28 protein-coding genes and 1 tRNA gene are annotated in these 25,563 nt (G+C 64.9%); 15 read left to right on the top strand and 14 right to left on the bottom strand.

The window, feature by feature from the left end; all coding sequences use genetic code 11:
- From BOO71_RS22935 to sufU, 5 genes are all read left to right on the top strand, one after another.
- On the top strand, positions 1-309 hold a 309-nt coding region (locus BOO71_RS22935; RefSeq protein WP_139322960.1), incomplete at its 5' end, for a transposase family protein.
- A gap of 21 nt (positions 310-330) precedes the next feature.
- Positions 331-651, top strand: a complete 321-nt coding sequence (locus BOO71_RS22940; RefSeq protein WP_075836465.1) for a hypothetical protein — start codon at positions 331-333, stop codon at positions 649-651.
- A 39-nt stretch (positions 652-690) separates the two neighbouring features.
- Entirely contained in the window at positions 691-993 is a 303-nt protein-coding gene (locus BOO71_RS22945) for an Lrp/AsnC family transcriptional regulator (RefSeq protein WP_075836467.1), read from the top strand.
- 106 nt (positions 994-1,099) lie between these two features.
- A complete protein-coding gene (locus tag BOO71_RS22950; RefSeq protein WP_075836469.1) occupies positions 1,100-2,278 on the top strand; it encodes a M20 family metallopeptidase in 1,179 nt (392 codons plus the stop codon).
- A gap of 4 nt (positions 2,279-2,282) precedes the next feature.
- Complete coding sequence (gene sufU, locus BOO71_RS22955; RefSeq protein WP_075836470.1) at positions 2,283-2,729, top strand: Fe-S cluster assembly sulfur transfer protein SufU; 447 nt, start codon at positions 2,283-2,285, stop codon at positions 2,727-2,729.
- Here sufU and BOO71_RS22960 read toward each other — a convergent pair.
- Positions 2,702-3,883 carry a GGDEF domain-containing protein gene (locus BOO71_RS22960; RefSeq protein WP_139323137.1) on the bottom strand — a complete coding sequence of 394 codons (1,182 nt, stop codon included), beginning with the start codon at positions 3,881-3,883 and terminating at the stop codon, positions 2,702-2,704. The genes sufU and BOO71_RS22960 overlap by 28 nt on opposite strands.
- A 318-nt stretch (positions 3,884-4,201) precedes the next feature.
- The gene (locus BOO71_RS22965) at positions 4,202-5,416 is read right to left on the bottom strand and encodes a LacI family DNA-binding transcriptional regulator (RefSeq protein ID WP_083653757.1); all 1,215 of its coding nucleotides are present in this window, start codon (positions 5,414-5,416) and stop codon (positions 4,202-4,204) included.
- Positions 5,417-5,568: 152 nt separating this feature from the next.
- Here BOO71_RS22965 and BOO71_RS22970 point away from each other — a divergent pair, with 152 nt between their 5' ends.
- From BOO71_RS22970 to BOO71_RS22980, 3 genes are all read left to right on the top strand, one after another.
- Positions 5,569-6,795 carry an MFS transporter gene (locus BOO71_RS22970; protein ID WP_075836476.1) on the top strand — a complete coding sequence of 409 codons (1,227 nt, stop codon included), beginning with the start codon at positions 5,569-5,571 and terminating at the stop codon, positions 6,793-6,795.
- Between the two features lie 334 nt (positions 6,796-7,129).
- Positions 7,130-8,080 carry a ferritin-like domain-containing protein gene (locus tag BOO71_RS22975; protein ID WP_075836478.1) on the top strand — a complete coding sequence of 317 codons (951 nt, stop codon included), beginning with the start codon at positions 7,130-7,132 and terminating at the stop codon, positions 8,078-8,080.
- 235 nt (positions 8,081-8,315) lie between these two features.
- Positions 8,316-8,400 (top strand) — tRNA-Leu (locus BOO71_RS22980).
- Between the two features lie 85 nt (positions 8,401-8,485).
- On the opposite strand, the gene BOO71_RS22985 is transcribed toward BOO71_RS22980, so the two are convergent.
- The 8 genes from BOO71_RS22985 to BOO71_RS23020 all read right to left on the bottom strand — a co-directional run bounded on the left by BOO71_RS22985 (position 8,486) and on the right by BOO71_RS23020 (position 15,236).
- Positions 8,486-9,265 carry an alpha/beta hydrolase family protein gene (locus BOO71_RS22985; RefSeq protein WP_075836480.1) on the bottom strand — a complete coding sequence of 260 codons (780 nt, stop codon included), beginning with the start codon at positions 9,263-9,265 and terminating at the stop codon, positions 8,486-8,488.
- Positions 9,262-10,095: a TrmH family RNA methyltransferase gene (locus BOO71_RS22990; protein WP_075836482.1), complete on the bottom strand. Its 834-nt coding sequence runs from the start codon at positions 10,093-10,095 to the stop codon at positions 9,262-9,264. Before BOO71_RS22990 ends, BOO71_RS22985 begins: the two co-directional genes overlap by 4 nt.
- Positions 10,092-10,613, bottom strand: a complete 522-nt coding sequence (locus BOO71_RS22995) for a histidine phosphatase family protein (RefSeq protein ID WP_075836484.1) — start codon at positions 10,611-10,613, stop codon at positions 10,092-10,094. Before BOO71_RS22995 ends, BOO71_RS22990 begins: the two co-directional genes overlap by 4 nt.
- Positions 10,610-11,143: a DinB family protein gene (locus BOO71_RS23000; protein ID WP_075836486.1), complete on the bottom strand. Its 534-nt coding sequence runs from the start codon at positions 11,141-11,143 to the stop codon at positions 10,610-10,612. Before BOO71_RS23000 ends, BOO71_RS22995 begins: the two co-directional genes overlap by 4 nt.
- Before the next feature lie 32 nt (positions 11,144-11,175).
- Complete coding sequence (locus BOO71_RS23005) at positions 11,176-12,561, bottom strand: FAD-dependent oxidoreductase (protein WP_075836488.1); 1,386 nt, start codon at positions 12,559-12,561, stop codon at positions 11,176-11,178.
- Between the two features lie 223 nt (positions 12,562-12,784).
- On the bottom strand, positions 12,785-13,711 hold the full coding sequence (locus BOO71_RS23010) for a carbohydrate ABC transporter permease (RefSeq protein ID WP_075836490.1): 927 nt from the start codon (positions 13,709-13,711) through the stop codon (positions 12,785-12,787).
- Positions 13,704-14,636, bottom strand: coding sequence for a carbohydrate ABC transporter permease (locus BOO71_RS23015; protein WP_075836492.1), 933 nt, complete (start codon positions 14,634-14,636; stop codon positions 13,704-13,706). The genes BOO71_RS23010 and BOO71_RS23015 overlap by 8 nt, the downstream gene beginning before the upstream one ends.
- Before the next feature lie 351 nt (positions 14,637-14,987).
- A complete protein-coding gene (locus BOO71_RS23020; protein WP_083653758.1) occupies positions 14,988-15,236 on the bottom strand; it encodes a hypothetical protein in 249 nt (82 codons plus the stop codon).
- Between the two features lie 214 nt (positions 15,237-15,450).
- Here BOO71_RS23020 and icd point away from each other — a divergent pair, with 214 nt between their 5' ends.
- From icd to BOO71_RS23045, 5 genes are all read left to right on the top strand, one after another.
- Positions 15,451-16,695, top strand: a complete 1,245-nt coding sequence (gene icd, locus BOO71_RS23025; protein ID WP_075836494.1) for an NADP-dependent isocitrate dehydrogenase — start codon at positions 15,451-15,453, stop codon at positions 16,693-16,695.
- Between the two features lie 274 nt (positions 16,696-16,969).
- Positions 16,970-17,245 (top strand): hypothetical protein, encoded by a 276-nt coding sequence (locus BOO71_RS23030; protein ID WP_075836496.1) that lies wholly within the window; start codon positions 16,970-16,972, stop codon positions 17,243-17,245.
- Entirely contained in the window at positions 17,242-18,009 is a 768-nt protein-coding gene (locus BOO71_RS23035; RefSeq protein ID WP_075836498.1) for a class I SAM-dependent methyltransferase, read from the top strand. The genes BOO71_RS23030 and BOO71_RS23035 overlap by 4 nt, the downstream gene beginning before the upstream one ends.
- Before the next feature lie 95 nt (positions 18,010-18,104).
- The gene (locus BOO71_RS23040) at positions 18,105-18,593 is read left to right on the top strand and encodes a Panacea domain-containing protein (protein WP_075836500.1); all 489 of its coding nucleotides are present in this window, start codon (positions 18,105-18,107) and stop codon (positions 18,591-18,593) included.
- Positions 18,594-18,600: 7 nt separating this feature from the next.
- Positions 18,601-19,065, top strand: a complete 465-nt coding sequence (locus BOO71_RS23045) for a hypothetical protein (protein ID WP_254843272.1) — start codon at positions 18,601-18,603, stop codon at positions 19,063-19,065.
- Between the two features lie 42 nt (positions 19,066-19,107).
- On the opposite strand, the gene BOO71_RS23050 is transcribed toward BOO71_RS23045, so the two are convergent.
- Positions 19,108-20,244, bottom strand: coding sequence for an acyl-CoA dehydrogenase family protein (locus tag BOO71_RS23050; RefSeq protein WP_075836502.1), 1,137 nt, complete (start codon positions 20,242-20,244; stop codon positions 19,108-19,110).
- A 224-nt stretch (positions 20,245-20,468) separates the two neighbouring features.
- Here BOO71_RS23050 and BOO71_RS23055 point away from each other — a divergent pair, with 224 nt between their 5' ends.
- Positions 20,469-21,905: an LGFP repeat-containing protein gene (locus BOO71_RS23055; protein ID WP_075836503.1), complete on the top strand. Its 1,437-nt coding sequence runs from the start codon at positions 20,469-20,471 to the stop codon at positions 21,903-21,905.
- Positions 21,906-21,931: 26 nt separating this feature from the next.
- On the opposite strand, the gene holA is transcribed toward BOO71_RS23055, so the two are convergent.
- A complete protein-coding gene (gene holA / locus BOO71_RS23060) occupies positions 21,932-22,834 on the bottom strand; it encodes a DNA polymerase III subunit delta (RefSeq protein ID WP_075836505.1) in 903 nt (300 codons plus the stop codon).
- Positions 22,831-23,706 carry a serine/threonine-protein kinase gene (locus BOO71_RS23065; protein ID WP_254843273.1) on the bottom strand — a complete coding sequence of 292 codons (876 nt, stop codon included), beginning with the start codon at positions 23,704-23,706 and terminating at the stop codon, positions 22,831-22,833. Before BOO71_RS23065 ends, holA begins: the two co-directional genes overlap by 4 nt.
- 134 nt (positions 23,707-23,840) lie before the next feature.
- Here BOO71_RS23065 and BOO71_RS23070 point away from each other — a divergent pair, with 134 nt between their 5' ends.
- Positions 23,841-24,545 carry an HAD family hydrolase gene (locus tag BOO71_RS23070; protein WP_075836509.1) on the top strand — a complete coding sequence of 235 codons (705 nt, stop codon included), beginning with the start codon at positions 23,841-23,843 and terminating at the stop codon, positions 24,543-24,545.
- Positions 24,546-24,571: 26 nt separating this feature from the next.
- On the opposite strand, the gene BOO71_RS23075 is transcribed toward BOO71_RS23070, so the two are convergent.
- Positions 24,572-25,540, bottom strand: coding sequence for an NAD(P)/FAD-dependent oxidoreductase (locus tag BOO71_RS23075; protein ID WP_075836587.1), 969 nt, complete (start codon positions 25,538-25,540; stop codon positions 24,572-24,574).
- Positions 25,541-25,563 lie beyond the last annotated feature (23 nt).

Genomic DNA, 25,563 nt, shown 5'->3' on the forward strand with positions numbered 1-25,563 from the left:
TTTCGAGCCTCCCAGACCGCCATTCACCCTGAAACTGAATTGGTTGCCGATGCTGGCTATCAGGGCGTTCAACACCAACACCCGCTGTGCCATACACCGCACAAAGCGAGCAAGAAACGCAAGCTCACTCCGGCACAGAAAGCAGAAAATCTTCGACTGGCACGCTTCAGAATCGCTGTTGAGCATGTTATTCGTCGGCTCAAGATTTTTCGAGTGTTGAAGGAAACGTATCGCCATCGGCGAAAGCGGTTCAGCCTCCGAGTCAACCTCATCGCCGCCATCTGCAACGCCACCGCTAAATGTGCCTGACTTTCGCAAGAGGTCTAAGCTTTGCTACGCCTGGCCCATGACGCCAGCCCTCAAGCCGCTGTTAGCTCTCTCATCAGCATTTTCGAAGTTGGGCTGGGGATTAAAGAAGACAGTTTCAACTGCACTGACGTCTTCTACAATCTGGAACATTTTATTCGGTCTTCTTCAGATGACAGGCGGCTTCCGCGCCTCCCACTTGATCACGGGCGTACGGAAGTGATCTTCAAATATTACGGGCTGAAGGGCGGTGATTGGGAAGCCATGCCCATCCGGCCAGCAGAGTCGTGTGGAGCCATCGTTGAACTTCTGCGGGCGTTGGAGATTGAAAGCCATCAGCCGTGAGTCAGGGTGCGTCACAATGTCCCCCATGAGGAACCCAAAATGGTAACGGCCATCGTGATGGTGCAGGCGGACCGCCAGCGCGTGCAGGAGACCGCCGAGGCGCTGGCCGCCATCCCCGCCGTGCGCGAGGTCTACAGCGTGACCGGCGAGTGGGACATCGTGGCGATCCTGAAACTGGCCGAGTATGACCAGCTCGACGACGTGGTGACCGGCCACCTGCGGAAGGTGGAAGGCATCGCCCGCACCCAGACCATGCTGGCCTTCCGCACCTACAACGATGCGCTACTCGATCAGGGCTTTGGGGTGGGGCTGGATGAGGGCCGGGCGAACGGAGGAGGCTAGGCGGCCTGTTCTCTGGTGTTCATCCGGTCAGTCTGAGCCGTCCCACATGAACGAATGGTTGCCGGGCGGGCTGACGGCGACGCTGCCTCCGCGCTAGGCTTGAGCCATGACAGCAACCCAGGAGAGGACGCCAGAACTGCGCGAGCAGCTCGTGGCTTGGCGGCGGCATCTGCACATGAACCCGGAGGTGGGCTTTCACGAGCATGAGACCTCGGCGTACATCGAGGCCGAGCTGAACAAGATGCCGGGCCTGACGGTCACGCGGCCCACCGAAACCAGCGTGCTGGCGGTGCTGAAGGGCGGCAAGCCGGGGCGCACGCTGCTGCTGCGGGCCGATATCGACGCGCTGCCGATCACCGAGGAAAATACCTTCGAGTTCGCCTCCAAGAACAAAGGGGTGATGCACGCCTGCGGTCACGACGGACACACCGCGATTCTGCTGGGCGTGGCCAAACTGCTGTCGGGCAATCCCGGCGAGGTCCCCGGCGAAGTCCGCATGATCTTCCAGCACGCCGAGGAAATCGGTCCTGGCGGTGCGGAAGAACTGGTCATGCAAACCGGGCTGATGGACGGCGTGGATCTGGTGACGGGCCTACACCTGAGCAGCCAGTTGCCCGCCGGAATGGTGGCGGTCAAGCCGGGGCCGTTCATGGCCTCGCCGGACATGCTGGAACTGACCATCCAGGGCCGGGGCGGGCACGGCGCGCACCCGGAAGAGGCCATCGATCCCATCGCAGTGGGCGCGCAGGTGGTCACCAACCTGCAACACATCGTCAGCCGGGGCGTGGCGGCGCTGGAACCGCTGGTGATCAGCATCACCTCGTTCCACAGCGGCACCACCCACAACGTCATCCCGGACCGCGCCACGATGCTGGGCACGGTTCGCACCTTCGATCCCGAATTGCGCAAGCGTGCCCCCGAGCTGATCGAGCGCGTGATCAAGGGCGTCTGCGAGGCCCACGGCGCAACCTATGAGCTGAAGTACGAATTTGGTTACCGCGCCCTGATCAACACCGACTGGGTGGCCGAGCAACTCAAGACAATCGCGCTGGAAACGGTGGGACCAGATCACTTCCGGGACGCCAAGCAGACGATGGGCGGCGAGGATTTCAGCGCCTATCTGGAAAAGGCCCCCGGCGCATACTTCAACGTCGGCTCTGGCAGCGACGGGGAGGACAGCCGCTGGCCGCACCACCACCCGCGTTTCACCATCGACGAGGACAGCCTGGAAACGGGTGTGAAGATGCTGCACGCCGCCGCGCTTCGGCTGACGCTGCCGGAGTAACGTAGTGCTGCCCGACGCCATCTCCCGGCAGATCATCGACGATCACGCGCGGCGGCCCCGGCACGTCGGGGAGTTGCCCGGTATCGTGGGCGTCTCGCGCGACAATCCGGGCTGCGGCGATCAGTTGACCGTCTGGGCCGATGTTCAGGAGGGGCGGATTGTTCAACTGACGTTTCAGGGGCGTGGCTGCGCGATCAGCCAGTCGGCGGCCAGCCTGATGACGGTGATCTTGACTGGCAAAACGCTGGCTGAGGCGCAGCAGGTGGCTGCCGTCTACCGGAGTATGGTCATGGGCGAGGCAGAACCCGGTGCGTCGCTGGGCGACCTGCAAGCCCTGGCTGGGGTCAGCAAGTTGCATGCCCGCCGCAAGTGCGCGCTGCTGGCCTGGGACGCGCTGGCGGAGGCGCTGGACGGGGTCTCCGCTCAGGCGGGCGCTGGTTCGCCGTCCTGAAACAGTTCGGGGGTCAGGAGGGTTTCTTCATTCCGTTCCGCCTTGACCTCCGACAGTTCCACCCGGTTGCGGCCTCTGGCCTTGGCCGCGTACAGCGCGTCGTCGGCGCGAGAAACGCAGGCTTGCAGGCGCTCGCCAGCAATGACGGGGGCCACGCCCACGCTGATGGTCACCTGTTGTTCGGGCGGCGCGTCACGGCTGCCGACAGCCCGGCGCAAGCGTTCGGCCACGGCCACGGCGTCATCCGCTGAAATGCCCACCAGGGCCACCAGAAACTCCTCGCCACCCCAGCGGCCCACGATGTCGTCTTCACGCAGATGCCGGGGTAGGGACCGGGCCACCTCCCGCAGCACCTCGTCCCCGACGTTGTGCCCCAGTCGGTCATTGATGCCCTTGAAATGATCGATATCGATCAGCAGCAACGCCGCCGGGTGGCCGCCCTCCACCCGCTCCAGCAGGGCATCCAGCAAAGGGTACAGCGCGTGGCGGTTATGCAGGCCGGTCAGGGCGTCGGTGTTGGCCATCCGGTGGGTCAACTCGAAGGCGCGGCGTTCCAGCACGAAATGCTCGCGGTACCACGACAGGCTACACAGCGTCGCCAGAGTAATGGCGCACAGCAGTTGCACCTGCCCCAGTCTCGCGGCCTGTGCAAAGGAAACCCCGCTCAGCGCCAGCATGGCCCAGGGCAGCAGCGCGCCCATGCCATAGAACGCGGCGGTCACCACGATGGCCCGGCGGTAATCCAGCATCAGGAAAGAGACGATGGAGACGATCACCAGCAACCAGTACAGGTCCTCCAGGGAAGTCAGCATGGCCGGGCCGCCGATCAGCGGCGTCACCACCGCCCGCGCCAGAATCACCAGTCCGCAGACCACCAGCGCCACCAGATAGACGACCTCAATGGGCCTGCGGGTATACAGCCAGTACAGATTCCACGACGACATGGCGAAAAAGAGCGGGTTGCTGAACAGGGTCACGGGGTCCGGGTGGGGCCTCAGCAGGTTCAGCGTCCAGATAGTTACCTGAACCAGCAGGCCCACGATGACAATGCCCATATAGATGCGGCGGCGCGTCTCGTCCCAGGTCTGGTGACGGCCCGGCAGGCCACCTGCCACAGGCAGGGCAGGCTTCATTCGGCGCTCGGCACGGGTCATGGGTTCGGTGAAGTCTGCCTGGAATGACACCGCAATGCTGGTAATTCTTCACATCAAGGATGGGGTTGAACGGCAGGTTGCCTCACTGGGGTGTTTCCTCAGTGGAGGAAGGCTGGGTGATGCAGCGATCTCTCTCATAAAAGCGATAATGCTGATAAAAACGGCGTTTTTAGCTTCTCTCCCCTTGCGGGGGACTGGTACAGCTCGCACCGCGAGAGGCTGGGAGGGGGGAACCGCAAACGCCGTCCCAGCGCGGCTAGAGAAAAATGACATTTGGCGAAAATCAGCGCAAAGCCAAACATGAGAGACTTGTCTGCATCACCCAGGTGGATGGAGGGGAGCGTCAGTCGTAGCCCTTGCCGCTGTGCTGCCACGCACCACCAGTCGGGTGGGCAGCCGGACATCCGGCGGGGTCTGGCCGCCCAGCAGTTCCAGCATGGCCTCGCCCACCCGTTGCCCCTTCTCGGACGTGGGCTGCCAGACGGTGGTCAGCTTCAGATCGGCGCTGCCCGGCAGATCGTCGTAGCCGATGACGCTCAGGCGGTGTGGCACGCTCAGGCCCAGGGTCTGGGCGGCCCGCAGTGCCCCCTGCGCCAGCACGTCGCTCATGCACAGCAGTGCGGTGATCTCCGGCTCGGATCGCAGCAATTCCAGCGTGCAGGTCTCGCCGTCGCTGGGGGTGTTGCGCTCGGCCTCGGTCAGAAACAGCCGGGTTTCGGATGGCCCGGCGGCCAGCGCTTCACGGTAGCCGCGCAGCCGCTCGGCGGTGGGGTGGTAGGCCACCTGCCGTTCCCGCTCCGGCGTCACCGGGCCGCCGCCCTGCCGGGGACCGAGTTCCAGGCACAGCACCCCGATGTGGGTGTGGCCCAGGTCCATCAGGTGTCGCGCCGCCAGCCTTGCCCCCCCGGCGTCATCGATCTGGACGCCGCTGGTCTGGGCGCGGTGGTCCTGTGCTGGCAGATCAGGCTGGTCCGCCAGTACAGGTTGATTGACAGACCCTGCTTGGTCCACAGGCACAGGCTGATCGACAAGCACCGTGGGCATACTGCGCGCCATCACCGCACGCAGCAGTTCGCTGTCCTGCGCCGCGCTGTAGACGATCAGGCCGTCCACGCTGGCCCCCTGGACCGGGGCCAGCGGATCGGTCTGCGGGTCGCCGGGACTGGCCAGCAGCAGCAGATTCAGGGACGCGGCCTGAAGCGACTGCGCCAGACTGCCCAGGAACAGGGCGGCGGCTGGGTCGGCAAAGGCGTATTCCAGTGGCGCGTCGTACACCACGCCGATCACCCCGGTGCGCCCTCGCCGCAGACTGCGGGCCAGCGGATCGGGACCGCCGTAGCCCAACGTGCGCGCCGTGTCCAGCACCCGCTCCCGCAGCGCCGCCGAGAGCTGATCGGGGCGGTTGTAGGCGTTGCTGACGGTGGCCACGCTGACGCCCAGGGCACGCGCCACCTCCCGCAGAGTGATGCGTCCACTGGACTGCGACGCCCTGGATGGTGACGCGCTGGATGGTGGCGCAGAACTGGAAGACATCGTGCGGATAGAATACCCTACTTTCAAGGGATCTGAATCGTTTCAGATTTCAGGCTTGAGGGGCTGTGTAGGATCGCCCAACCCATTTTTGAGGATATTTCGTTAATTTATTCACGTTCCCTCTCTTTTCCTGCTTCTGTCAAGGAGTCCGTATGACCGTCCTTTCTCTCCAAACTGGCCGCGCCGAATCCGCCCGGCGCGCCGTCAGCCTGATCTTTCTGGTCAACGGCGCATTCTTCGCCACCTGGGCCGTAAACATTCCAGGGGTCCGCGACGCCCTCAGCCTCAGCGAGGCGCAGATCGGCGGGGCCTTGCTGGCGATTGGCCTGGGCGCGCTGATCACCATGCCCCTGACCGGCGGCTGGACGGCGCGCTACGGCAGCGGCCCGGTCACGCGCGTGGCCGTGGTGGCCTGCATGCTGTCGCTGGCCCTGCCGTTTCTGGCCCCTGGTTATCTGGGCGTGGTGCTGGGCCTGACCGTCATGGGGGCCGCCAACGGCAGTTTGGACGTGGCCATGAACGCGCAGGGCGTGACGGTGGAGCAGGCCCTGAAACGCCCGGTCCTGAGCCGCCTGCACGCCTATTTCAGTCTGGGCGGCGTGCTGGGCGCGGCCCTGGGAACCCTGCTGGTGGGCCGCGTGCCGATGCTGACGCATGTGCTGCTGGTGGTGGGCGTGACGACTGTGGCCGGGGTGCTGGCGGGCCGCCTGATGCTGCCGGACCCGCCTGTCACGCAGACGCAGGAAGCGGGGCAGGCTGCTCAGCCTTCGCGCCGCCGCATGGGGATCAGTTCCGCCGCGCTGCTGCTGGGCCTGCTGTGCTTTCTGGGCATGCTCTCGGAGGGGGCCAATTACGACTGGGCCGCGCTGTATTTCCGCGATGTGCTGGGGCAGGCGGGCGGCAACGCGGGCATCGGGTACACCGCCTTTGCCGTCACCATGACGCTGGGCCGCTGGTTCGGTGACCTTGCGCGCACCCGGCTGGGCGACGAGGCCATCGTGCGGGTGGGCGCGGCGGTTGCGGGTCTGGGTCTGGGCATCGCGCTGCTGGCGCAGGGTCCGGTGGTTGCCACAATCGGCTTCGCGCTGTCGGGCCTGGGCCTGAGCAACGTGGTGCCCGTGCTGTACGGCGCGGCGGGGCACGCGCTGGCCGGACGCGGCATCGCGCAGGTGGCCACCCTCGGCTACGGCGGCTTTCTGCTGGGGCCGCCGCTGATCGGCTTCGTGGCGCAGGAGGTGGGGCTGCGTCCGGCGCTGGGCGTGGCGCTGGCCGGGGCCGTGCTGGTGGCCCTGCTGGGCGGCTCAGCCTTCGCGCTGGTGCGGCGGCGCATCGGCGCGGGACCGGGTCAGGTGGTGGGTCAGAACAGTTCTCCCTCATGAGCGCGCGTTAAAGGTGCGAGTCCAGCAAGGATGTCAGTCCCATCAATCCCGGACAGGACGGCCATTTCATTTTTCTTCTGCCAAAGGAAAAACATCGGCTGACAAGGCTACTCTGCGTTCAGAAGGGGCTGGATCGTCCGTGCGACTCCCGTGAGGCTTTACCCAATCTTAAGGCGCGCGTTCATGTTGATCCAACCGGCTCCCGCCCGCTTATAGCTGGCCAGAAGGACAACATGGCGAAGGGGTCAATTTCTGAATGACTGGGCAGATCCACCCTTTTGCGTCCTTACTTTGCCCGCTTGTCCCCTCGCCTCTCACCCTTTGGAGGAAGACCATGAGCAACGAAATCAATGAGAAGACACTGAACCGCCGTAAATTCCTGGGAGCTGCTGGCGCTGTCGGCGCAGGCACGCTGCTGGCAAGCTGCGCGCCCGGCATGACCGGCGGCGCGATGGCGGCGGACAAGAAGCCCAACCTGGACGGCACCATCTTCAACTTCGCGCTGAACCTGGAGTACCTGGAAGCGGCCTTCTATCTGGCCGCCGTGGGCCGTCTGGAAGAGCTGGACGCGGTGGGCGGCGACAGCAGCAAGGTCATCCTGCCCGCAGGCTTTACCGGCAAGGGCGGCAAGGGCATCAAGTTCGAGTCGGCAGACGTGGCAGCCTACGCCAACGAAACCGCCTCCGACGAGCTGAACCACGTCCGCATCATCCGCACGGTGCTGGGCAAGGGCGCTGTGGCCCAGCCGATGATCGATCTCGGCCCGGCCTTCCTGGCGGCGGGCAACGCAGCTTCGGGCGGCGCGATCACCGGCTTTAACCCCTTTGCCAACGATCTGTTCTTCCTGCACGGCGCGTTCATCTTTGAAGACGTGGGCGTCACCGCTTACAAGGGCGCAGCCCGCTTCCTGTCCGATACCTCGGCGGGCGGCAACCTGGAAAATGCCGCTGGCATCCTGGCCGTCGAGGCCTATCACGCCGGTATGATCCGCACCCTGCTCTACCAGCAGCGCAACACCCAGGTCACCCCGGCCCTCAAGGTCAGTGACGTGGTGGCCGCGATCAGCAACCTGCGCGACGCCGTGGACGGAGCCAGCGACGACGATCAGGGCATCCTGGACGCAGCGGGCGGCTCGAACATCGTGCTGGCCGACGCCAACTCCATTGCGTTTAGCCGCACCCCCCGTCAGGTGGGCAACATCGTCTTCCTGAAGGTGGACGCGGTCAAGGGCGGATTCTTCCCCGAAGGCCTGAACGGCGACTTCGCCGCGATTCTGGCCCTGTAAACCTGATTTCCGCGCTCCTGTTCGCTGTCATCCTCCCTTGACCGCGTCCGGGAGAAAAGAGTGCCCTGACCCTGTAATGGGGGCCGGGCGCTCTCTTTTGTCTGTCGGTTTTGCCGGGACAGACCTGCACGCCCCTTGACAGTTGCCAGACTCGCCAGTAAAGTAACTGAGCCTTCCGAAACGCCCCCACGGGCGCGGCTACCAAGCGGGAGGGCAGTATCAGACGAGTAGGTTTGCCGAGGTGGCGGAATTGGTAGACGCACTAGTTTCAGGGACTAGCGCCGCGAGGTGTGTGGGTTCAAATCCCATCTTCGGCACCACAGAGCAGGAAAGGAAAGCCCCCGATCGAGATGTCGGGGGCTTTTTCTATGTGCTGCTCCTATGTGCTGCGAAAGACAGTGCGTGTCAGCGCTTCAGTGCGGGGTCCAGAAAAGCCGCCACGGCGTCGCGCATGCCCTGGCTGGTGTAGTGGCCCACGCCTGCGAAGATTAGTTCCTGGAAGAGGTCCGGCTGCCCTGCCTGCCTGTATGCCGCTCTCAAAGCCCCGGCAGTGGGTTCATGGTTCGCGCCGGGTGGGAAAGTCGGGTCGTGGTCCCCGCTGGCCAGCAGCAGCGGTGTGGGCGCAAAGTCGTCCGCGTGGGTGTTGGGGCGATTGGCCTCCAGAAACGCCCTGATCTCCGGCTCTCCGACTTCTGGCTCGTTCCACACGCCCGAGGTGATCAGCGCCGCCACCTTCTCGATCCGTCTCTCGGTGCGCGCCAGCGTCAGCGCCACGTAGCCGCCCATGCTGGAGCCGACAGCGAAGGTGGGCAGCGGGCCGTGGAGTTCGGTCAGTGCGTCCAGCAGGGCCGGAGCCTCGGCCACCGAGCGGCGCACACTTTCCCAGACATATTCGCGGGCGTTCAGGCCGGGCGGGGTGTCGGCCAGGCGTTCGCCGTGCAGGGGCGCGTCGGGAATGACTACCGCCATGCCGCGCGTCGCCAGTTCGGAATACACGCCCAGCTTGCCCTCCTTGGCGGCCCAGGCCCCGTGGTAGACGAGGCAGACCGCACGTACCGCCTCGCCTTCCGGCGGAAGCTCCAGCAGGCAGGGAATCCCGGCCAGCACCCTACGCTCGACGCGGTAAGGCAGACCGTTCGCTGTGGGTGCGGCGTGTGGATCACTGGGGTTAAAGGGACGGCTCATAGTTTGCCTCCGGCCTGCGCGGACAGACTCATCTCATAGAGCAGAATGGACGTCGCCACCGCCACATTCAGACTCGACGCCGATCCCGCGATGTCGATCCGCAACGTCATGTCACACAGCTCGCGCAGTGCCGCGCTCATGCCGCTCGTCTCGTTCCCAGCCACCAGCACCGTGAATCCAGCAAAGTCGTAGGCCCGCGCCGTTTGCGAGCCGTGTTCATCAGTGCCCACCACGCGCACGCCCTCCACCGTCTGCCGCGCTGTATCTAGCCACTCCCGGACCTCTGACGGGCCGGGAAAATGCACCACGGGCACAGCCAGCAGGGAGCCGGTAGAGGCGCGGATGGCCTCGCGGCTATAGGGATCGACGCCGTGTCCCACCACGCCCACGCCGCCCACCCCGAAGGCGTCGCAGGAGCGCACGATGCTGCCCAGATTGCCCGGATTCCCCGGACGGTCCAGCAGCACCACGCGCCCGTCTGGCGGGATAGGCAGCCGGGCTGGGTCTGAATCGGGCAGGCGCAGCAGGGCCATGATCTCGCTGCCGTCGTTGCGGTCCGTCAGCAATCCGTAGCCCTGCGGGGCGATCAGGAAATGCCGGGCCGCGTCCGCCCGCTCCAGCACGTCATGCCCCCAGCGCGACAGGGAAGTGTCTTCGGGGATCAGCAGCGCGTCGAAGGTCCAGCCGTGTTGCAGGGCCAGATTGATCGGGCGCACCCCCTCCACCACGAACAGGCCGTGTTTGCGCCGTTTCTCGCGGTTGCGGCCCAGCGCCTCCAGAAGCTGGAAGTCGGCGTTCTCGGAACGGATGCGGATGATCTGCGGCGTCAAGGTTCCAGTCTGACGCGTTCGGCCAGCCCCTCCGCATTCCAGCGCCAGACATCCGGGTTTCGCAATTCCGCCCAGCCGCCGTAATCCAGCCCCAGCAGCAGCGCCAGCAGGTTGCCGTGGGTGAAGATGGCGGTCAGGCCCTGCGGGTCTTCGGCGTCCTTCAGAGCGGCGAGGGCGCGTGCTTTGGCTGTTGTGCCAGATTCGCCGCTGTCGATCACCCGTTCGGGATCGAGGAAACTGGCCCTCAGCGCCGTTTGCCAGTGGGGGAGATCATGCCCGCTCAGGACCCGTTCGGTCAGCCGCTCATCGGTTTCAATGCTCAGGCCCAACGCCGTCGCCAGTGGCTGCGCCGTGTCCACCGCCCGCAGCCACGGACTGCTGACCATGCGGGTGATGCCGTGCTGGGCAAGTTGCGAGGCCAGTCGGTGCGCCTGCTCCTGCCCCTCAGCCGTCAGCGGTGCGTCTGGGGCCTGCCCGCTGGCCTTTGCGTGCCGGATGAGCAGAAAGCCGCCGCTCACTCCTTCTTCTTCGGCGCGACGTGTTTCCGCAGAATTCGGATCTGGCCCCGGTGACTGACCTCGTCCTCCATGACGTGAAACCAGGCCCAGTGCTGGTTCATGTCGTCCCAGCCGGACGCGGGCAGACGGGAGGCCAGCCACTCGTCGTCCTTGGTGGCGAACACTTCCAATGTCGCGGCGCGGGAGGCTTCCAATTCGGCCAGCAACGTGTCCAGGCTCTGGCCGATGGGGGGTGGCGTGCCGTTTTTCCCCATCGACAGCCCGCCTCTGATCGCCTCGCTCGCTTCCTCGAAAGGGCGGCCTAGCAAGGCGACATGGTGATACATCCGGTCCACCGCCGCGATATGCGCCAGCAGCATTCCGATGGAGTTGCTAAAGCCTTCCGGCACGGCATCCAACTCCACTGTTGTCAGGTCTTTAACCGCTTGAAGCGTGGTCATGCGGGCGTAATTCATCATCTCCACCAGCGCGCCGATCTGTGGGCTGTACCGGGCGTCCGGCTCGATGCAGCTCCAATTTTTTTCAGACATGGAAAAGAGTGTAAACCTCAGCCGAGTTCTCGCTAGACATTCCCGCCCAGTCTTTTCAACTCAGTTTGCAGCGCATTGATCTCCACATCTCGCACCCTTCCGCCATGCTCCCGCGCGGCCCACGCGGCGGCGATTCCGGCGGCCTCGCCCATGCTGTGGCAGTTCTGCTGAACGCGAATGGCCGACTGTGCCTCAAAGGAACTGCTCGCCGCCCGCCCAGGCACCAGCAGATTTGAGATGCCGACAGGAACGATGGCCCGGAACGGAATCTCGTGATAGGCGTCCTTCGCAAAATACGGTGCGGTGCCGTCGCGCTCGTGCAGCAGCTTTGCGCCGCCCTTGACGCTGTGAATGTCCACCGGGTAATGGTTGCGGCAGATCGAATCGGGGAAGCGGGCGCAGTCCAGAATGTCCGCCAGCGTCAGCGTGTACTCGCCCACGATGCGCCGCGACTCTCGCACGCCCACCATCGGGGCCACCACGCCAATAAAGGCGGTCTCGCAACCGGGCAAATATGCGCGGCAGAAGGCGGTCAGGCGGTCTATCGCCTTCCGCCCGTCCACCTGCGCGGCGCTGAGTTGCCAGGGATCAGCGCCGTCGTGCAGCTCTGCGCGGATGCGCGGGCAGTTGAAGCTGATCTCGCCGGGCCTACCGGGAATGCTGAAGCCCTGGAAATAATCGCCGTCGCGTTCCAGCAGCACGCCCTCCGCCACCGCCCCCCGGAACAGCGGTTCCAACGTGCCGTTCTTGCCCCACACCATCCAGAAGTGCATGAAGTTCTTGCCGGTCTGTCCCTGTCCGTTGCTGTTCAGGAAGGCACACAGCCGCTCCGTGTCCACCCCCGCCAGCGTGAAGCGCAGGCTCATGGCCTGATGAATGCCGTCCTCGTCGCCTGCATGGAAGGGAACGCCCGCGCGGGTGGCGAGGTCTGCGTCCCCGGTGGCGTCAATGAAAACGTCGGCGCTCAGGGCTTGCAGGCCGCCCTTGTTGTGGATGACGAGTGACTCGATCTGCCGTGCCTTCTCGCCATCTGCCAGCAACGGCTGAACTATATGCGTGTGGTACAGCACCTCGCCGCCCGCTTCCAAAAGCATCCCCTCCAGCACAAACTTCATGCCTTCGGGGTTAAACCAGTTGTCGTTGCCGCCGGGGTCAACCGCGCCGTCGCCGCGTGCCAGCATTCGGGCCTTGAGTTCGTCCGTCAGGCCCCGGTTCAGGTTCTCGCCCGCCGAGACATTTCGCATCAGGGGCGTGACCCAGGCGTTGGTTCCGGTGCCGCCCAGACTGCCCAGCGCTTCGATGACCAGCACCCGCGCTCCGGCTCTGGCGGCGGCGATTCCGGCGATTGCGCCAGCGGTCCCGCCCCCGGCGACGATCACATCCCAGGTCTGTGTATGGGTGGAGTAGGAGAGGGTCATAGCAGACCTGTTTTTGAGGTGGCCGCGACGGTTTGACCCCTCAGTCTGCTACGCAGCCAGCTCCCCTTAAAAGGGAGCCAAGAAAAGCGGCTGGCTGGGCAATTCCGAGACTCTTGCCTCCCTTCTAAGGGGAGGTGCCCCGAAGGGCCGGACTCGCAGAGCTGCGAAGCAGAGGGGTTGACTGTGGCAGCCACCCCAGAAACCCGCGAAGCAACCAGCCGATTCACCCCTTCACCGCCCCTTCCAGCCCCTTCATAAAATACTTTTGCCCGAAAGCGAAGACGATCAGGATGGGAATAATCGTGATGACCGCGCCTGCCATCACCGCGCGGCTGTTGGTGGAGAAGGTGCCGCTGAGTTCCAGCAGGCCCGCCGAGAGGGGCAGCATGTTTTTGTCGGGCAGCATGATCCGCGCCCACAGAAAAGAATTCCAGTACGCCACGAATTCCAGAATGGCGAAGGCCGCGATGGTGGGCATCGCCAGCGGCAGCATGATCCGCCGCCAGATGGTCAACTCCGAGCCGCCGTCAATGCGCGCCGCCTCGATCAGTTCCAGCGGAATGGTCAGGTACGCCTGCCGCAGCAAGAACAGACCCACGATGCTTGCCAGCCCCGGCAGCACCACCGCCATGTACTGCCGGACGGCGTCAAGAATCGGATTGGTCTGTTGCAGCAGCCCCAGCTTGATGGTGGTGATGTAATTGACGATCAGCCCCGATTCGTTGGGCAGCACCATCAGGGCCAGAATCGCGTAGAAAATCAGATCGCGCCCCGGAAAGCGCATCTTTGCCAGCGGATAGGCGGCCAGCGTCGCCAGCGTCACGGTCAGCGAGACGCCCAGCGTGCAGATGATGACGCTGTTCAGAATCAGCCGCCAGAACGGCACGGTGGTGCCCTTCCACATCTCGGCGTAGTTGCGGATGCCTACCGCTTTGGGCAGAATCTTGGCCTCGTAGATGTTGCCCGTCGGCTCGATGCTGGTAATGAATGTCCAGTAAAACGGGTACAGCATGATCAGCGCAATCACGATCAGGACGGCGTAGGCCAGCAGATCGGTCAGGCGGCGGCGTTGCTTGCGCCGGGCTTTGAGTTGAGCGGCCAGCACCGCGTGTGGATCGTTCTGTATTGCGGGGTGAGAGGCTTTAAGCATCGACTTTGCCCCCCCGCGTCAGGCGGAAGTTGATCAGCCCGAAGATGATGGAGATGAGGGCGATGATGATGCCCCCCGCCGCCGCCAGCCCATATTTGTAGTCCTGAAAGGCCCGCGAGTACGTGTAAAACAGCGCCGTGTAGGTGCTGCCCGCTGGATAGCCCTGGGTCATCACGTAAATTTCCTCAAACACCTTGATGGCGCTGATGGTGGACAGCAGGCTGCACACCAGAATCGTGGGCCGCAGCCCCGGCAGCGTGATGTTCCAGAACACCTGCACGCGGCTCGCGCCGTCAATGGTGGCGGCTTCCTCCAGCTCCGGGCTGATGCTTTGCAGGCCCGCCAGATACAGCACCATGTAGTAGCCGATGCCCTTCCATAGCGTCACGAACATCACGGCGTACAGCGCGGTGGCGGGGTTATTCAGAAAACTGCCCTTCTGCGGGAGGCCGATAAAACCCAGCACCTTATTCACCGCGCCGTCCTGCTGGTACATCCAGTTCCACATCAGCCCCACCACGGCAAAACTGGTCACGACTGGTACGTAAAAGGCGGTGCGAAAAAAGCCAATGCCCTTCATGGGGCGGTTGACCAGCAGCGCCACCAGAATGGCGATCACCTGAATCACTGGCACGATCAGGATGTATTTGAGGCTGTTCTTCAGCCCGGACCAGAACTGCTCGTCGGCAAACAGCTCCTGGAAGTTCGCCAGCCCCACCCACTCTGGCGGGCTGATGATGTTGTACTTGGTGAACGCCAGATACGTGCCGAAGATGACCGGCCAGGTGTGGTACACGACGAGCAGGATCAGGAATGGCATCAGGAAGGCGTAGGCGATCAGCGTATTGCGCGCGGTCACTTTCGCGCCCGTGCCGCCAACACGGTGCTGTTCTCGGCGCGAGGCCCGCCGGGGAGTTGTGGTCATGGGGGGAAGGATAAACGGTTGATGGGGTGTGGGCGGTGGGTTGTCGGGTGTGGGAAATAGATAGGCGGTGAGCTGGAAGGCGAACCCCTCAGTCTGCTTCGCTGCCAGCTCCCCTTAAAGGGAGCCAAGGAACGTGACTGGTACGGCAATTCCGCAACTCTTGCCTCCCTTCTGAGGGGAGGTGGCGCGCAGCGCCGGAGGGGTTAAACCGTGGCGGCCACCCCGCCAACCCAGCCGAGATCAATTCTTTTCTGCGGTTAGACAGTTTGACCTTTTGATGGTTAGACACCAAAAAAAGCCCCCACCCAAACAGGGCAGAGACCAGGACTACAGAAGCTAGAGATTCAGGACTTAGTGTCCGTCGCCGTCCTTGGCTTCGCGTTTGCCCTCGTTGTAGCTGGCGTTTGCCTCGGCATTGTGGACTTCGGCCTTGGCACGGTCTTCAACGGCTTTCGCCTTGTCGCCCGCGTTTTCCAGGGTGCTGCCGCCTACTTTTGACGCCAGATCGTGTCCGGCGGCGCGGGCGCGGTCAGCCCCCTCGTTGATCTTGGCCTTGGCGGAGTCCAGCATGTTCTCGGCAGTGCTTTTATCGTCACTCACGGTTAAATACCTCCTGAATTTGGATTCCTGTTAAGGTGCCTTAACCATGCGCCCCCCAGGCGAGATTGGGATGAGGCAAGGCTTCAGACACCGTTATCAGAGGGGGGTGCGGCCTGTCCCAGCCCCTCGTTCAAACTTTTGAACCCACCCCAAACCCGGACGGTAACACCCGGAGCCTCTCCCCGGATGGCCGCGAGGCGCTAGATTGAAAGTTATGAGCAGCCATATTCAGCGGCCCGAACAGGGCGAGAAGATCAGCATGCAGGGCGACAAACTGAACGTCCCCAACCATCCCGTCATTCCCTTCGTGGAAGGCGACGGGACGGGCGCAGACATCTGGAAGGCCAGCGTGCGCGTGCTGGACGCCGCCGTCGAGAAGGCGTACGGCAACGAGCGCAAGATCGAGTGGATGGAAGTCTACGCGGGCGAGAAGAGCGTGCAGGTCTACGGTGAGGGCCAGTGGCTGCCGCAGGAAACCATCGACACCTTCGACGAGTACCTGTTCGGCATCAAGGGGCCGCTGACCACGCCCGTCGGCGGCGGCATCCGCAGCATCAACGTGGCGCTGCGCCAGGAGCTGGACCTGTACGCCTGCGTGCGCCCGGTGCAGTACTTCGCGGGCGTGCCTAGCCCCCTCAAGCACCCCGAGTACGTCAACATGACCATCTTCCGCGAGAACACCGAGGACATTTACGCCGGAATCGAGTACATGGCCGGAACCCCCGAGGCCGACAAGATGCGCGATTTCCTGGTGAACGAGATGGGCGTCACCAAGATCCGCTTCCCCGACAGCTCATCCTTCGGCGTCAAGCCCGTTTCCAAGGACGGCACCGAGCGTCTGGTGCGCGCCGCCATCCAGTACGCCATCGACAATGACCGCAAGAGCGTGTCGCTGGTGCATAAGGGCAACATCATGAAGTTCACCGAGGGCGCGTTCCGCGACTGGGGTTATGAACTGGCCAAGAACGAATTCGGCGCGAAGGAAATCGACGGCGGCCCGTGGTGCGAGCTGCCCAACGGCATCATCATCAAGGACGTGATCGCCGACAACTTCCTTCAGCAGATCCTGCTGCGCCCCAAGGAATACGACGTGATCGCCACGCTGAACCTGAACGGCGATTACATCAGTGACGCGCTGGCGGCGCAGGTGGGCGGTATCGGCATCGCGCCCGGTGCGAACATCAACTATGTGACCGGCCACGCCATCTTCGAGGCCACGCACGGCACCGCGCCCAAGTATGCGGGCAAGAACGTGATCAACCCCAGCTCCGTGATCCTGTCCGGCGAGATGATGCTGCGCTACATGGGCTGGACCGAAGCCGCCGATCTGATCCTGAAGGGTCTGGACGCCACGATTGCCCAGAAAGTGGTGACCTACGACTTCGCCCGCAACATGGAAGGCGCGAAGGAAGTCAAGACCAGCGAATTCGCCGACGCGATCATCGGCAATATGGCGTAAAGCCTATGTCGGGGGGAGGGGCCGGGGCAGCTGCTTCCGGCCCTTCTTTTTGCCGCTGGTGAGGTGTCGGTCTGTGCCGATTAATGGAGAGCCGAGGAGCGCGGTGGGCCGAGCAATTCCGCAACTCTTGCCTCCCTTTTGAGGGGAGGTGCCCCGGAGGGGCGGACTGACATAGCTCCGCAGGAGAGGGGTTAAACCGTGGAAGCAACCCCCTAAAACTGCCAGAAAGATCAAGTCACCTCCCCTCCCTGCCCAACTGCCCTATCCTTTCAGCATGGCAAGACTGATTCTCGCTGCTGTCGGCGTCGTGCTGCTGGCCATCGCGGCGCTGGCGCTGGTGTGGCTGCTGGGCCAACTGCTGGTGGGGCTGGGCGCGTTCGTGGTGGGAACGGCGGCGGTGCTGTGGCGCTTGCTGGGCTTTCTGATCCTGGCGGGGGCGCTGGGCGGGCTGGTGTATTTCCTGGCGAGTGCGTGGCGGCCCTCGGCGCGCGTGGCAGCGGCTCCCGAAACGGTGCGGCTGAAGAAGGCAGCGCGGAAGGCCAGAGCGTGACCAACTCAGACCGTTTCCTGGGCCGCGCGGGCGTGTACGCCTCCGCCCGCCCGACGTATCCCCCGGCACTGGGCGAGTGGCTGGCGGGTCTGGGCCTGCTCTCTGGCCGGGTGGCGGATGTCGGGGCGGGAACGGGACTGTTCACGCGGCTGCTGCTGGCGCATGGGAGCGGGCCAGCCTTTGCCGTGGAGGCTGTCGAACCCAACCCGGAAATGCGGGCGCAACTCGAAACGGCGCTGGCTCAGGAAACGTCGGCAGGGCGTCTGCGCGTCTATGACGGCACTTCAGAGGCCACGTCTCTGGCTTCCGCCTCCGTCTCGCTGATCACTGCTGCTCAGGCTGCCCACTGGTTCGATCCGCCGCCCACCGTGCAGGAATTCCGGCGTGTGCTGACTCCCGGCGGTCAGGTGTTGCTGGTCTGGAACGACTGGCGCGGGGTGGACACGCCGTTTAACGCTGTCTACCGCGAAGTCGTCACCCAATTCAGCCGCGAGGACGGCGAACTCATCTCGCGTGTGCCGGAGCAGGAGTTACCCCGACTGATGCCCGGCGGCTTCGATGTCCAGACCTTCGACAATCCAGTCCCCTTTACCCAGGGACGCCTGCGTGCCCTGGCCGGAAGCGTCAGCTATCTGCCGTCGCCCAGCGATCCTGGGTTTGCGGCTGTGGTACAGCAATTGGATGCGGCTTTTGAAACCCATTCGGCTGGCGATCAGGTCACGCTGACCTACCGCACGCACGCCTATCTGGGCCGATTGGAGTGAATCGCTGGCCTCTTTCTTCTGGCAGTGTTACGCTGTAGTCAGAACGAGTTGCTCTGACAGCACAGCTCCAACAGACAGAAAGGAGGACGCCCGCCATGACCATTGCCATCGACGATCCCACACGCACCGGATACGCCGCCGAGGTGGTGGCGAACGCCTTTCTGGAGCTGGCCCGCACGGAGGGCCGCAAACTCACGCAGATGCAGGTGCATAAGCTGGTGTACATCGCGCACGGCTACACGCTGGCGTTGCTGGGTCGCCCGCTGATGTACAACGCGGTGCATGCCTGGCAACGTGGCCCGGTGGTGCGTCAGTTGTGGCAACACTGGGGTGAACGGGGCAGGGTGCCGATTGCCGACCCCCTGCCCGTCGCCCCCGGCGAACCCGAACTGAACGGTGACCGGGAGGCGATGGACGTGATCCGCAGTGTCTGGAACGGGTACGGCGGCATGGACGGCGGCGCACTGTCCGGCCTGACCCACCGCGCGGGGAGTCCGTGGTCCCAGACCTACGGCCTGCAAGACAACCTGATTCCCGATGAGATTACCCGCGAGTACTACACCCGTCTGGCGCGGAGTGCCTGACCAGACGGTGACCGAACCTTCTGAACTGGAGCGAGTCGGCCCTGTCCCGGCACCTCAGCCTCTGGCACCAGCTCCCGCCGCGCACACCGACACTCAGGCGGCCATCGAGCGGGCCGTGCAGCAGGGTCTGGAAAGTGAACGCCGCTCGCCCGCCCAGGGTGCCGATCTGGAGCGCCTGACCCGCCAACTGCGCTACCGCGAGGCGGTGGATCAGCGTCTGCTGCGGCTGGGCGTGGGCGCAATCGTGTTTATTCTCTCCGCAGGCTGGCTGGCCGCCGACGTGACCCTGACGCTGGCAGCGGGCTGGGGCGAACTGGGCGGGCGGCCCTTCCGCCTGGAAAGTAGCGTGCTGGTGGCTTTTCTGACCACCAGCACGGCCACCGTGATCGGGTTGTTTCTGGTCTTCCTGCGCTGGCTGTATCCGCAGACCAACCCTGTCGAAGAACGGGAACCGGAGCGCGACAGACCGTAAAAAGCCCCTCTCCGCAGAAGAGGGGTTGAGGCTGATGGGTCTCTACTTCAGCAGGTTCCGGGCAATCACCACACGCTGAATCTCGTTGGTGCCCTCGTAGATCATGTTCAGCTTCACGTCGCGCAGTAGTTTTTCCACGGGGTACTCGCCCACGTAGCCGTAGCCGCCGTGGACCTGAATCCCCTCGTTGGCGGCGCTGAAGGCCATTTCCGAGCAGTACGCCTTGGCAATCGCGCTCTCGAAGCCGTGCGGCATTCCCTGGTCCACCAGCCACGCGGCTTTCTGGTACATCAGGCGGCCCGTCTCGATGCCCATCGCCATCTCGGCCAGCTTGAACTGGATGGCCTGGAATTCGGTGATGGGCTTGCCGAACGCCTCACGCTCCTTGGCGTACTTGATGCTCTCTTCCATCGCGCGGCGGGCGATGCCCACGGACCCGGCGGCCACCGGAATGCGGGTCTTGTCCAGCGTCTTCATGGCGATCTTGAAGCCGTCGCCCAGGCGGCCCAGTTGGTTTTCCTTGAGGACGCGCACGTCCTCGAACACCAGTTCGCTGGTCAGACTGGCGCGCTGTCCCATCTTGTGCTTGATCTTGTTGTGGCTGAAGCCCTCGGCGTCTTTCGGCACCACCAGGGCCACCGTCGCCTTGTGTCCACCATTCTTGTCGGTGGTGGCGAAGACCACGTTGAACTCGGCCAGCCCGCCGTTGCTGATCCACATCTTCGCGCCGTTCAGAATCCAGGCGTCGCCGTCGTCGCGGGCCATCGTCGCCATCCCCGCCGCGTCCGAGCCGTTGCCGGGTTCGGAGAGGGCAAACGCCGCCAGCCCGGCCTTCTCGGTCAGCGGTCCCAGGAAGCGGGCCTGCTGTTCCTCGGTGCCGCCGATCAGGATGGGTGCGATGCCCAGTTCAGAGGCCATCAGCACGGTGTAGATGCCCATGCAGCCGTAGGCCAGTTCCTCACCGATCAGGCATTCGTCGAACATGCCCAGGCCCAGGCCGCCCGCGTGTTCGGGGATGGTGGGGTTCAGCAGGCCCACCTCGAACGCCTTTTCCACCACCTGCCACGGCAGTTCTTCCCGGCGGTCATACTCGGCGGCAATCGGAATGATTTCCTTGCGGGCAAAGTCGCGGGCGAGTTGCTGGAGCTGGCGCTGTTCGTCGTTCAGGGTGAAATCCATGCTGGACACTCCTTGCAAGAGGCTGGGTAAAAAGCGGTGGGGACTTAACTAGACTGGGTTAAAATTAGACTCGGTTCAATTCTACCATTTCGGGAGGTGGGCGTTGTGTTCTGCCGCCCACTGCACGTCCACCCCTGCCGATCATGGCCCGGTCACGGCCCGCCGGGTACAACCGACTTGCAGCCGGGGGGGAGCCTTCCGAAGCCTGCAAGGAGGCGGCAGGGATGCAGAACAGAATCACGCACGGCGTCAGGATGGACATCACCGACGACGAGACCTTCGGCAGCAACGAACATGCCAGCGTGAGTCGGGGGGGAACGCTGGTCCTGGACGCCTCCCGGCCAGAGCTGACCGAGCTGACCATCGGCAAGTGCGGCGGCGAGGTGCGGGTGGAACTGCGTGTCACGTACCGGCAGGCGGCGGGCGGCGCGGTCAGTGTGTCGGGCCGCGCCCTGCTGTACGAGGGGACCAGCGAGAACACCACCGATCTGGATGGCCGCGCCAGTTTTGACGGCATGGTGGCCAGCGGGGCCTCGCGCCAGTTCAACGTTCGCGTCCGCAACACCGACGAGGGCGGCGATTTCGCGGATATTCGCGTGGACGTGAACAATCTGGCCCTGAGCGAGAACGATCCCTGTCCCAACATCGACGCCAAGGCCGCAGCGCTGGGTGCGAGTTTTACCGGTAACGCCGTCTCCGGCTGCGAGGCGGTGCGCGGGGGCCACCGCCGACGCTTCCAGAACGCCGACATCTCCTACTCGCCGTCCACCGGGGCGCATGAGCTTCACGGCGAAATTCGGCGCAAGTACGACAGCAGGGGGGGGCCGGACAGCGATCTCGCCCTGCCCGTTACCGATGAAACCGCCACCCCGGATGGCGTGGGGCGCTACAACCACTGCTCCGGCAATGGCAGCATCTACTGGCATCCCCGAACCGGGCCGATGGAGGTGCGCGGCGGCATTCGTGCCCGCTGGGCGCAGACCGGCTGGGAGCGCGGCGCGTATGGCTATCCCACATCGGATGAGCTGAACATCGGCCAGAACCCGTGGCAGTGGTACAGCGACTTTCAGAACGGCGTGATCTTCTTCGAGGGGAGCGGCGTGGTGGAACCGGCCACCGCCAGCCTGAGCGGCGCGCAGGTGCTGGCCGCCTTTGCCGCTGCCTTTCGCCGCCGCACTGCCGACGATCCCCGCGTGGAGATCGATTCCGTGGTGGTCATCGGCGTCAGCGACACCGCCTACGACTTCACGCGCAGCGGCAACCGGGTGGTCACCTACCGCGTGGCCGGCGAGATCAGCAGCGGCCACTGGTACATCCCCGATCCCAATTTCGAGGTCACGATTCCGGTGCAGTTCACCGCCTCCCCTCCGCCCGACGCCCGGCGCGAGGTGGCCCTGAGCGCGCGGCAGGCCGGGGTGATCGGCATTCATGTGGACAATTTCGCGGGTCTTGGCATCCACGACGTGGCAAACGCCCTGCATGACAAGCTGGCGGCCATCTTCAACCGCCCGATTGCGCTGGGCAGCGTTCCCGCCATTGCGGGCCTGCTCAGTTTCAAGGTCATGAAGGACGGCGGCCTGACCCTGTACTTCCGCCCCGACGTGGCCGGACGTTTTGCCGCCGGGGCGGCGCAGACCATGCTGAACGACATTCGGATTTGAGGGCAAGCGCTCCGGGCGATTTCCTCCTACACGCTCAGTTGCACGATCAGCCGCTCCAGCGTGACCCCGGCGTCCAGGCCACGTTTCATGGCCAGATCGGCGTCCAGAATGCGGCCCATGTGGGCGCGGATCTTGGCCTCGTTCAGTTTGCGGGCCACGTCCAGCGCTTTCTTGGCCGGATACGGCTTGACGCCCAGGCGCTGGGCCGCCGCCGCCTCGGTCACGCGGCCTTCCTCTTGCAGCAGGGCCACGCAGCGGACCACCAGGCTGTACTGCCAGACCACTGCGCCCATCAGCTTGAAGGGGTCCTCGCCGGATGCCAGCAGACGGCGCAGTTGGCCCACCGCCTCGCCGGGGCGGCCTGCCGTCGCCGCACCCAGCATGGCAAAGCTGTCTCCCGGCGGCTCGCGGCCCACGATGCGCTGCACGGACTGGCGGGTGTGCGGGCCGCCCAGCAGGGCTAGCTTGGTCAGTTCGCTGGCAATCCCGGCCAGATCGGAGCCGAAGACCTCGGCCAGATAGGCGGCGGCGTCCCTGTCCAGCGGCAGCTTCTGCTTTCTGGCGTACTGGACCACCCAGCCGGTGATCTCGCCGGGTTTGCTGGGGGCCGCCGAGACGATCTGCTCGCCGCGCGCCTGATACAGCTTGCTGCGCGTGGCGGGGGCCATCTCGTCCAGCACGGCCACCGTAATTGCCGCGCCAGCCAGCAGTTCCAGCAGCGCCTTGTCGGGCTTGACCCCCTCAAAGTCCACGATCACGCCGCCGTCTCCAAACAGACCGGGGGACAGGTGCGGTCCCAGGGTCTGGGCCGTCACATCGTCACCGCCCAGCCGGGGCAGATCGCGGGGGTTCAGGCCGCGCTTAATCAGGGTTTCGCGCAGGGCTTCCTCGGCCAGAAAGCGGTTGCCGGTAAAGGCCAGCAGGGTCAAAAGCCGCCGTCCTCCGCCGCACAGTCTTCTCGTGTACCGTGGAGGACTTTCACGGCGGCTTCGGGCAAATCGGCATGGGGCAGGGCGGGCAGCCCCAGCGCCAGCCGGGCCTGACACAGCTCGTCGTGCATGCCCACGGCGCTGCCAGGGCGCTGCGCCGGATCGCGCGACAGGGCGGCGCGCAGCAGCGGATGCAGCGCCTCCGGGCCGGGCAATTCGGCCCGCTTGGTGTGAATCCCCGCCAGCCAGCCCAGCGCGTCGGCGTAGGGCGGCTCGCCGGCCAGACAGTCGAACAGCAGCACGCCCACCGAATACAGGTCGCTGCGGGCGTCGCCGCGCATACCGTAGAACTGCTCGGGGGCCATGAAATGCGGCGTGCCCATACGGGTGCCGCTGTGGATGTCCAGCGGCAGGTGCAGGGCGTGGCTCATGCCGAAGTCGATGATCCGCACCGTGTCCCAGCGGGCCAGTCCGTCCTGAAGCAGCACGTTTTCCGGCTTCAGATCCTGATGCGTCACGCCCTGGCCGTGCAGGTAGGCCACGCCGCGCAGCAGGCCCAGCCCGACGGACGTGGCCTCGTCGATATTCAGCGGCCCTTTTTCCAGCCGCTCGCGCAGGGTGCCGCCCGTCACGAAGGGGAAGATCAACTGGGTGGGCGAGGCCGCCAGCAGCGGCACCAGGGCCGGATGATTCAGCGCTGCCGCCACCCGGCCCTCGTGGTGAAAGCGGGCCTGGGCATCGGGGTCATCCACCATCAGGGTTTTGACGAACACCGACAGGCCGCGCCACTGCCCCGCCTCGCTCAGGACGCCGCCCCGTTCGGCCAGCGGCGTCCGCGCGGTCAGCTCCTGTGGTGTGGTCAGTTCCTGCACCTCCTTACTGTAGGTTAAATGCTTCACAAAATCAGTAACCCGGTGTGGGGTCGGCCACAGACCTGCTGCTCAGGCCGCCTGTCCGGGTCATCACGCCACTGCGGTGCAGGGGTACGCCGTTTAGACTGCGGCCCATGCTGCCATCCTCTGCCTCCACTCCTGACGCGCTGCGCGCCGTCGTTTTCGACTTCGACGGCACCATCCTGGACACCGAGACCCGCGAATTCTGGCACTGGCAGCAGCTCTACCAGCAGCATGGGCGCGAGCTGGCGCTGACCGACTGGCAGCGCGGCATCGGCACCTGGGGCGCGTTCGATCCCTGGGCGGGTTTGCCGGAGGAGGTGCAGGCGGCCCGAGAGAGCGTCCATGCCGGGCTGCATGAGCGCATCCTGGCCGACATCGCGGAGCAGGATCTGCGCCCCGGCGTGCGCGGCGTGCTGGAGGGACTACGCGCCGCCGGATGGCCGCTGGCCCTGGCCACCAGCAGTGACCGCCGCTGGGTCACGCGCTGGCTGGAGCAACACGGGTTGCTGAACCTGTTTGAAGTCCTGTGTACCAGTGACGATGTCCGGCGCGTCAAGCCGGACCCGGAACTGTACGTGCTGGCCGCACAGCGCCTGGGCCTGCGCGCACAGGATTGTCTGGCCGTGGAAGACAGCCTGAACGGCGGAATCGCCGCTGTCGCTGCTGGAATGCGGCTGGTGGTGGTTCCCAACGAGGTGACCCGCACCCAGCCCTTTCCCCCCGAGTGGGCCAGATTGAACGACGGCTTTGCACTGGGACTGGTGGGCCTGCTGGAGGCGGCAGGGGTGGACGGGCCGCAGACGACACCCTTCTAGCGTATGTGGAGAGAGGGACAGGGCAGTCAGCGTTTCTCGCTGCTGTGTCCCGGTCTGACCCTCAATTCGGGCCGGACGTGATGCGCGGCGTGGTTGGCGGCGATGGCGGCCTGGGCAAACGCCACCGAGATCAACTTGAAATCGCCGCCCGACTGCGCCAGATCGCCCACCACGTACACGCCCTCCAGCGCAGTGCGTCCGCCGGGAGCGTCTGGAACGTATTCGCCGCGCCAGTCCAGCGGCCACGCCCCAATGGGGGAGAGGTCTGGCAGGTAACCACCCAGAATCAGCACGGTGTCGGCCTCGACGCTGCGGGTTTTGCCGCCCACCTCCACTTCCGCGCCCTGCGGCGTGAGTGTGAGCAGGCGGGCAGGAGCCAGAATTTCGAGACCTCGGCTGGTTCGCGCGGCCTCCAGCTTTTCCAGCGTTCTTGGACTCCCCCGAAACAAGGCCCGGCTGTGGGTCAGCGTGACTTTCGCTCCAGCGTCCAAAAGCTCCAGCGCCGCCCTCGCCGCCTGTGGGACGCCGCCCACGATCAGTACACGCCGCCCGCCCAGTTCAGTGGGATCGGGGAAGTCCGTTCGCACGTCGGGATGATCTTCTGCGCCGGGGATGCGGGTCGCGCGGGGCAACAATGCGCCCAGGCCCGCCGCCAGAATGACCGCGCCCGCCGTGAAAGTGTCCCCGTCTGTGCTGACCCGCCAGCCGTCGTCACTTTTTTCGAGTTCGCGGGCCACCGTATTCACGCGCATATCCACGTCCAGGCCGTCGAGTTGCTCCAGCAGATGTGCCACCACTTCCGCCGCCCGCGCTCCGGGCAGTCCCGGCACGTCGTATACGCGCTTGTCCGGGTACAGGGCGCTCAGTTGGCCGCCCACCTCGCCCCGCGCCTCCAGCACGCGCACACTCAGACCGCGCCACGCCGCATAAAAGGCTGCATGTAGTCCGGCTGGGCCAGCACCGATGACCAGGATGTCGGAATGGTGCGCGTTCACTGGCAAAGTATGGCAAAGCGGGC

Origin of the sequence: Deinococcus marmoris (genome assembly GCF_001949125.1) — a bacterium.
GTDB lineage: Bacteria > Deinococcota > Deinococci > Deinococcales > Deinococcaceae > Deinococcus > Deinococcus marmoris_A.

What these genes read in the sequence shown, in the direction of transcription:
- BOO71_RS22945 (WP_075836467.1), top strand. Translation starts at nt 691, where the DNA reads ATGGTAACGGCCATCGTGATGGTGCAGGCGGACCGCCAGCGCGTGCAG.
- BOO71_RS22950 (WP_075836469.1), top strand. Translation starts at nt 1,100, where the DNA reads ATGACAGCAACCCAGGAGAGGACGCCAGAACTGCGCGAGCAGCTCGTG.
- BOO71_RS22960 (WP_139323137.1), bottom strand. Translation starts at nt 3,883, where the DNA reads ATGACCCGTGCCGAGCGCCGAATGAAGCCTGCCCTGCCTGTGGCAGGT.
- BOO71_RS22965 (WP_083653757.1), bottom strand. Translation starts at nt 5,416, where the DNA reads ATGTCTTCCAGTTCTGCGCCACCATCCAGCGCGTCACCATCCAGGGCG.
- BOO71_RS22970 (WP_075836476.1), top strand. Translation starts at nt 5,569, where the DNA reads ATGACCGTCCTTTCTCTCCAAACTGGCCGCGCCGAATCCGCCCGGCGC.
- BOO71_RS22975 (WP_075836478.1), top strand. Translation starts at nt 7,130, where the DNA reads ATGAGCAACGAAATCAATGAGAAGACACTGAACCGCCGTAAATTCCTG.
- BOO71_RS22985 (WP_075836480.1), bottom strand. Translation starts at nt 9,265, where the DNA reads ATGAGCCGTCCCTTTAACCCCAGTGATCCACACGCCGCACCCACAGCG.
- BOO71_RS23000 (WP_075836486.1), bottom strand. Translation starts at nt 11,143, where the DNA reads ATGTCTGAAAAAAATTGGAGCTGCATCGAGCCGGACGCCCGGTACAGC.
- BOO71_RS23005 (WP_075836488.1), bottom strand. Translation starts at nt 12,561, where the DNA reads ATGACCCTCTCCTACTCCACCCATACACAGACCTGGGATGTGATCGTC.
- BOO71_RS23010 (WP_075836490.1), bottom strand. Translation starts at nt 13,711, where the DNA reads ATGCTTAAAGCCTCTCACCCCGCAATACAGAACGATCCACACGCGGTG.
- BOO71_RS23015 (WP_075836492.1), bottom strand. Translation starts at nt 14,636, where the DNA reads ATGACCACAACTCCCCGGCGGGCCTCGCGCCGAGAACAGCACCGTGTT.
- icd (WP_075836494.1), top strand. Translation starts at nt 15,451, where the DNA reads ATGAGCAGCCATATTCAGCGGCCCGAACAGGGCGAGAAGATCAGCATG.
- BOO71_RS23030 (WP_075836496.1), top strand. Translation starts at nt 16,970, where the DNA reads ATGGCAAGACTGATTCTCGCTGCTGTCGGCGTCGTGCTGCTGGCCATC.
- BOO71_RS23040 (WP_075836500.1), top strand. Translation starts at nt 18,105, where the DNA reads ATGACCATTGCCATCGACGATCCCACACGCACCGGATACGCCGCCGAG.
- BOO71_RS23050 (WP_075836502.1), bottom strand. Translation starts at nt 20,244, where the DNA reads ATGGATTTCACCCTGAACGACGAACAGCGCCAGCTCCAGCAACTCGCC.
- BOO71_RS23055 (WP_075836503.1), top strand. Translation starts at nt 20,469, where the DNA reads ATGCAGAACAGAATCACGCACGGCGTCAGGATGGACATCACCGACGAC.
- BOO71_RS23070 (WP_075836509.1), top strand. Translation starts at nt 23,841, where the DNA reads ATGCTGCCATCCTCTGCCTCCACTCCTGACGCGCTGCGCGCCGTCGTT.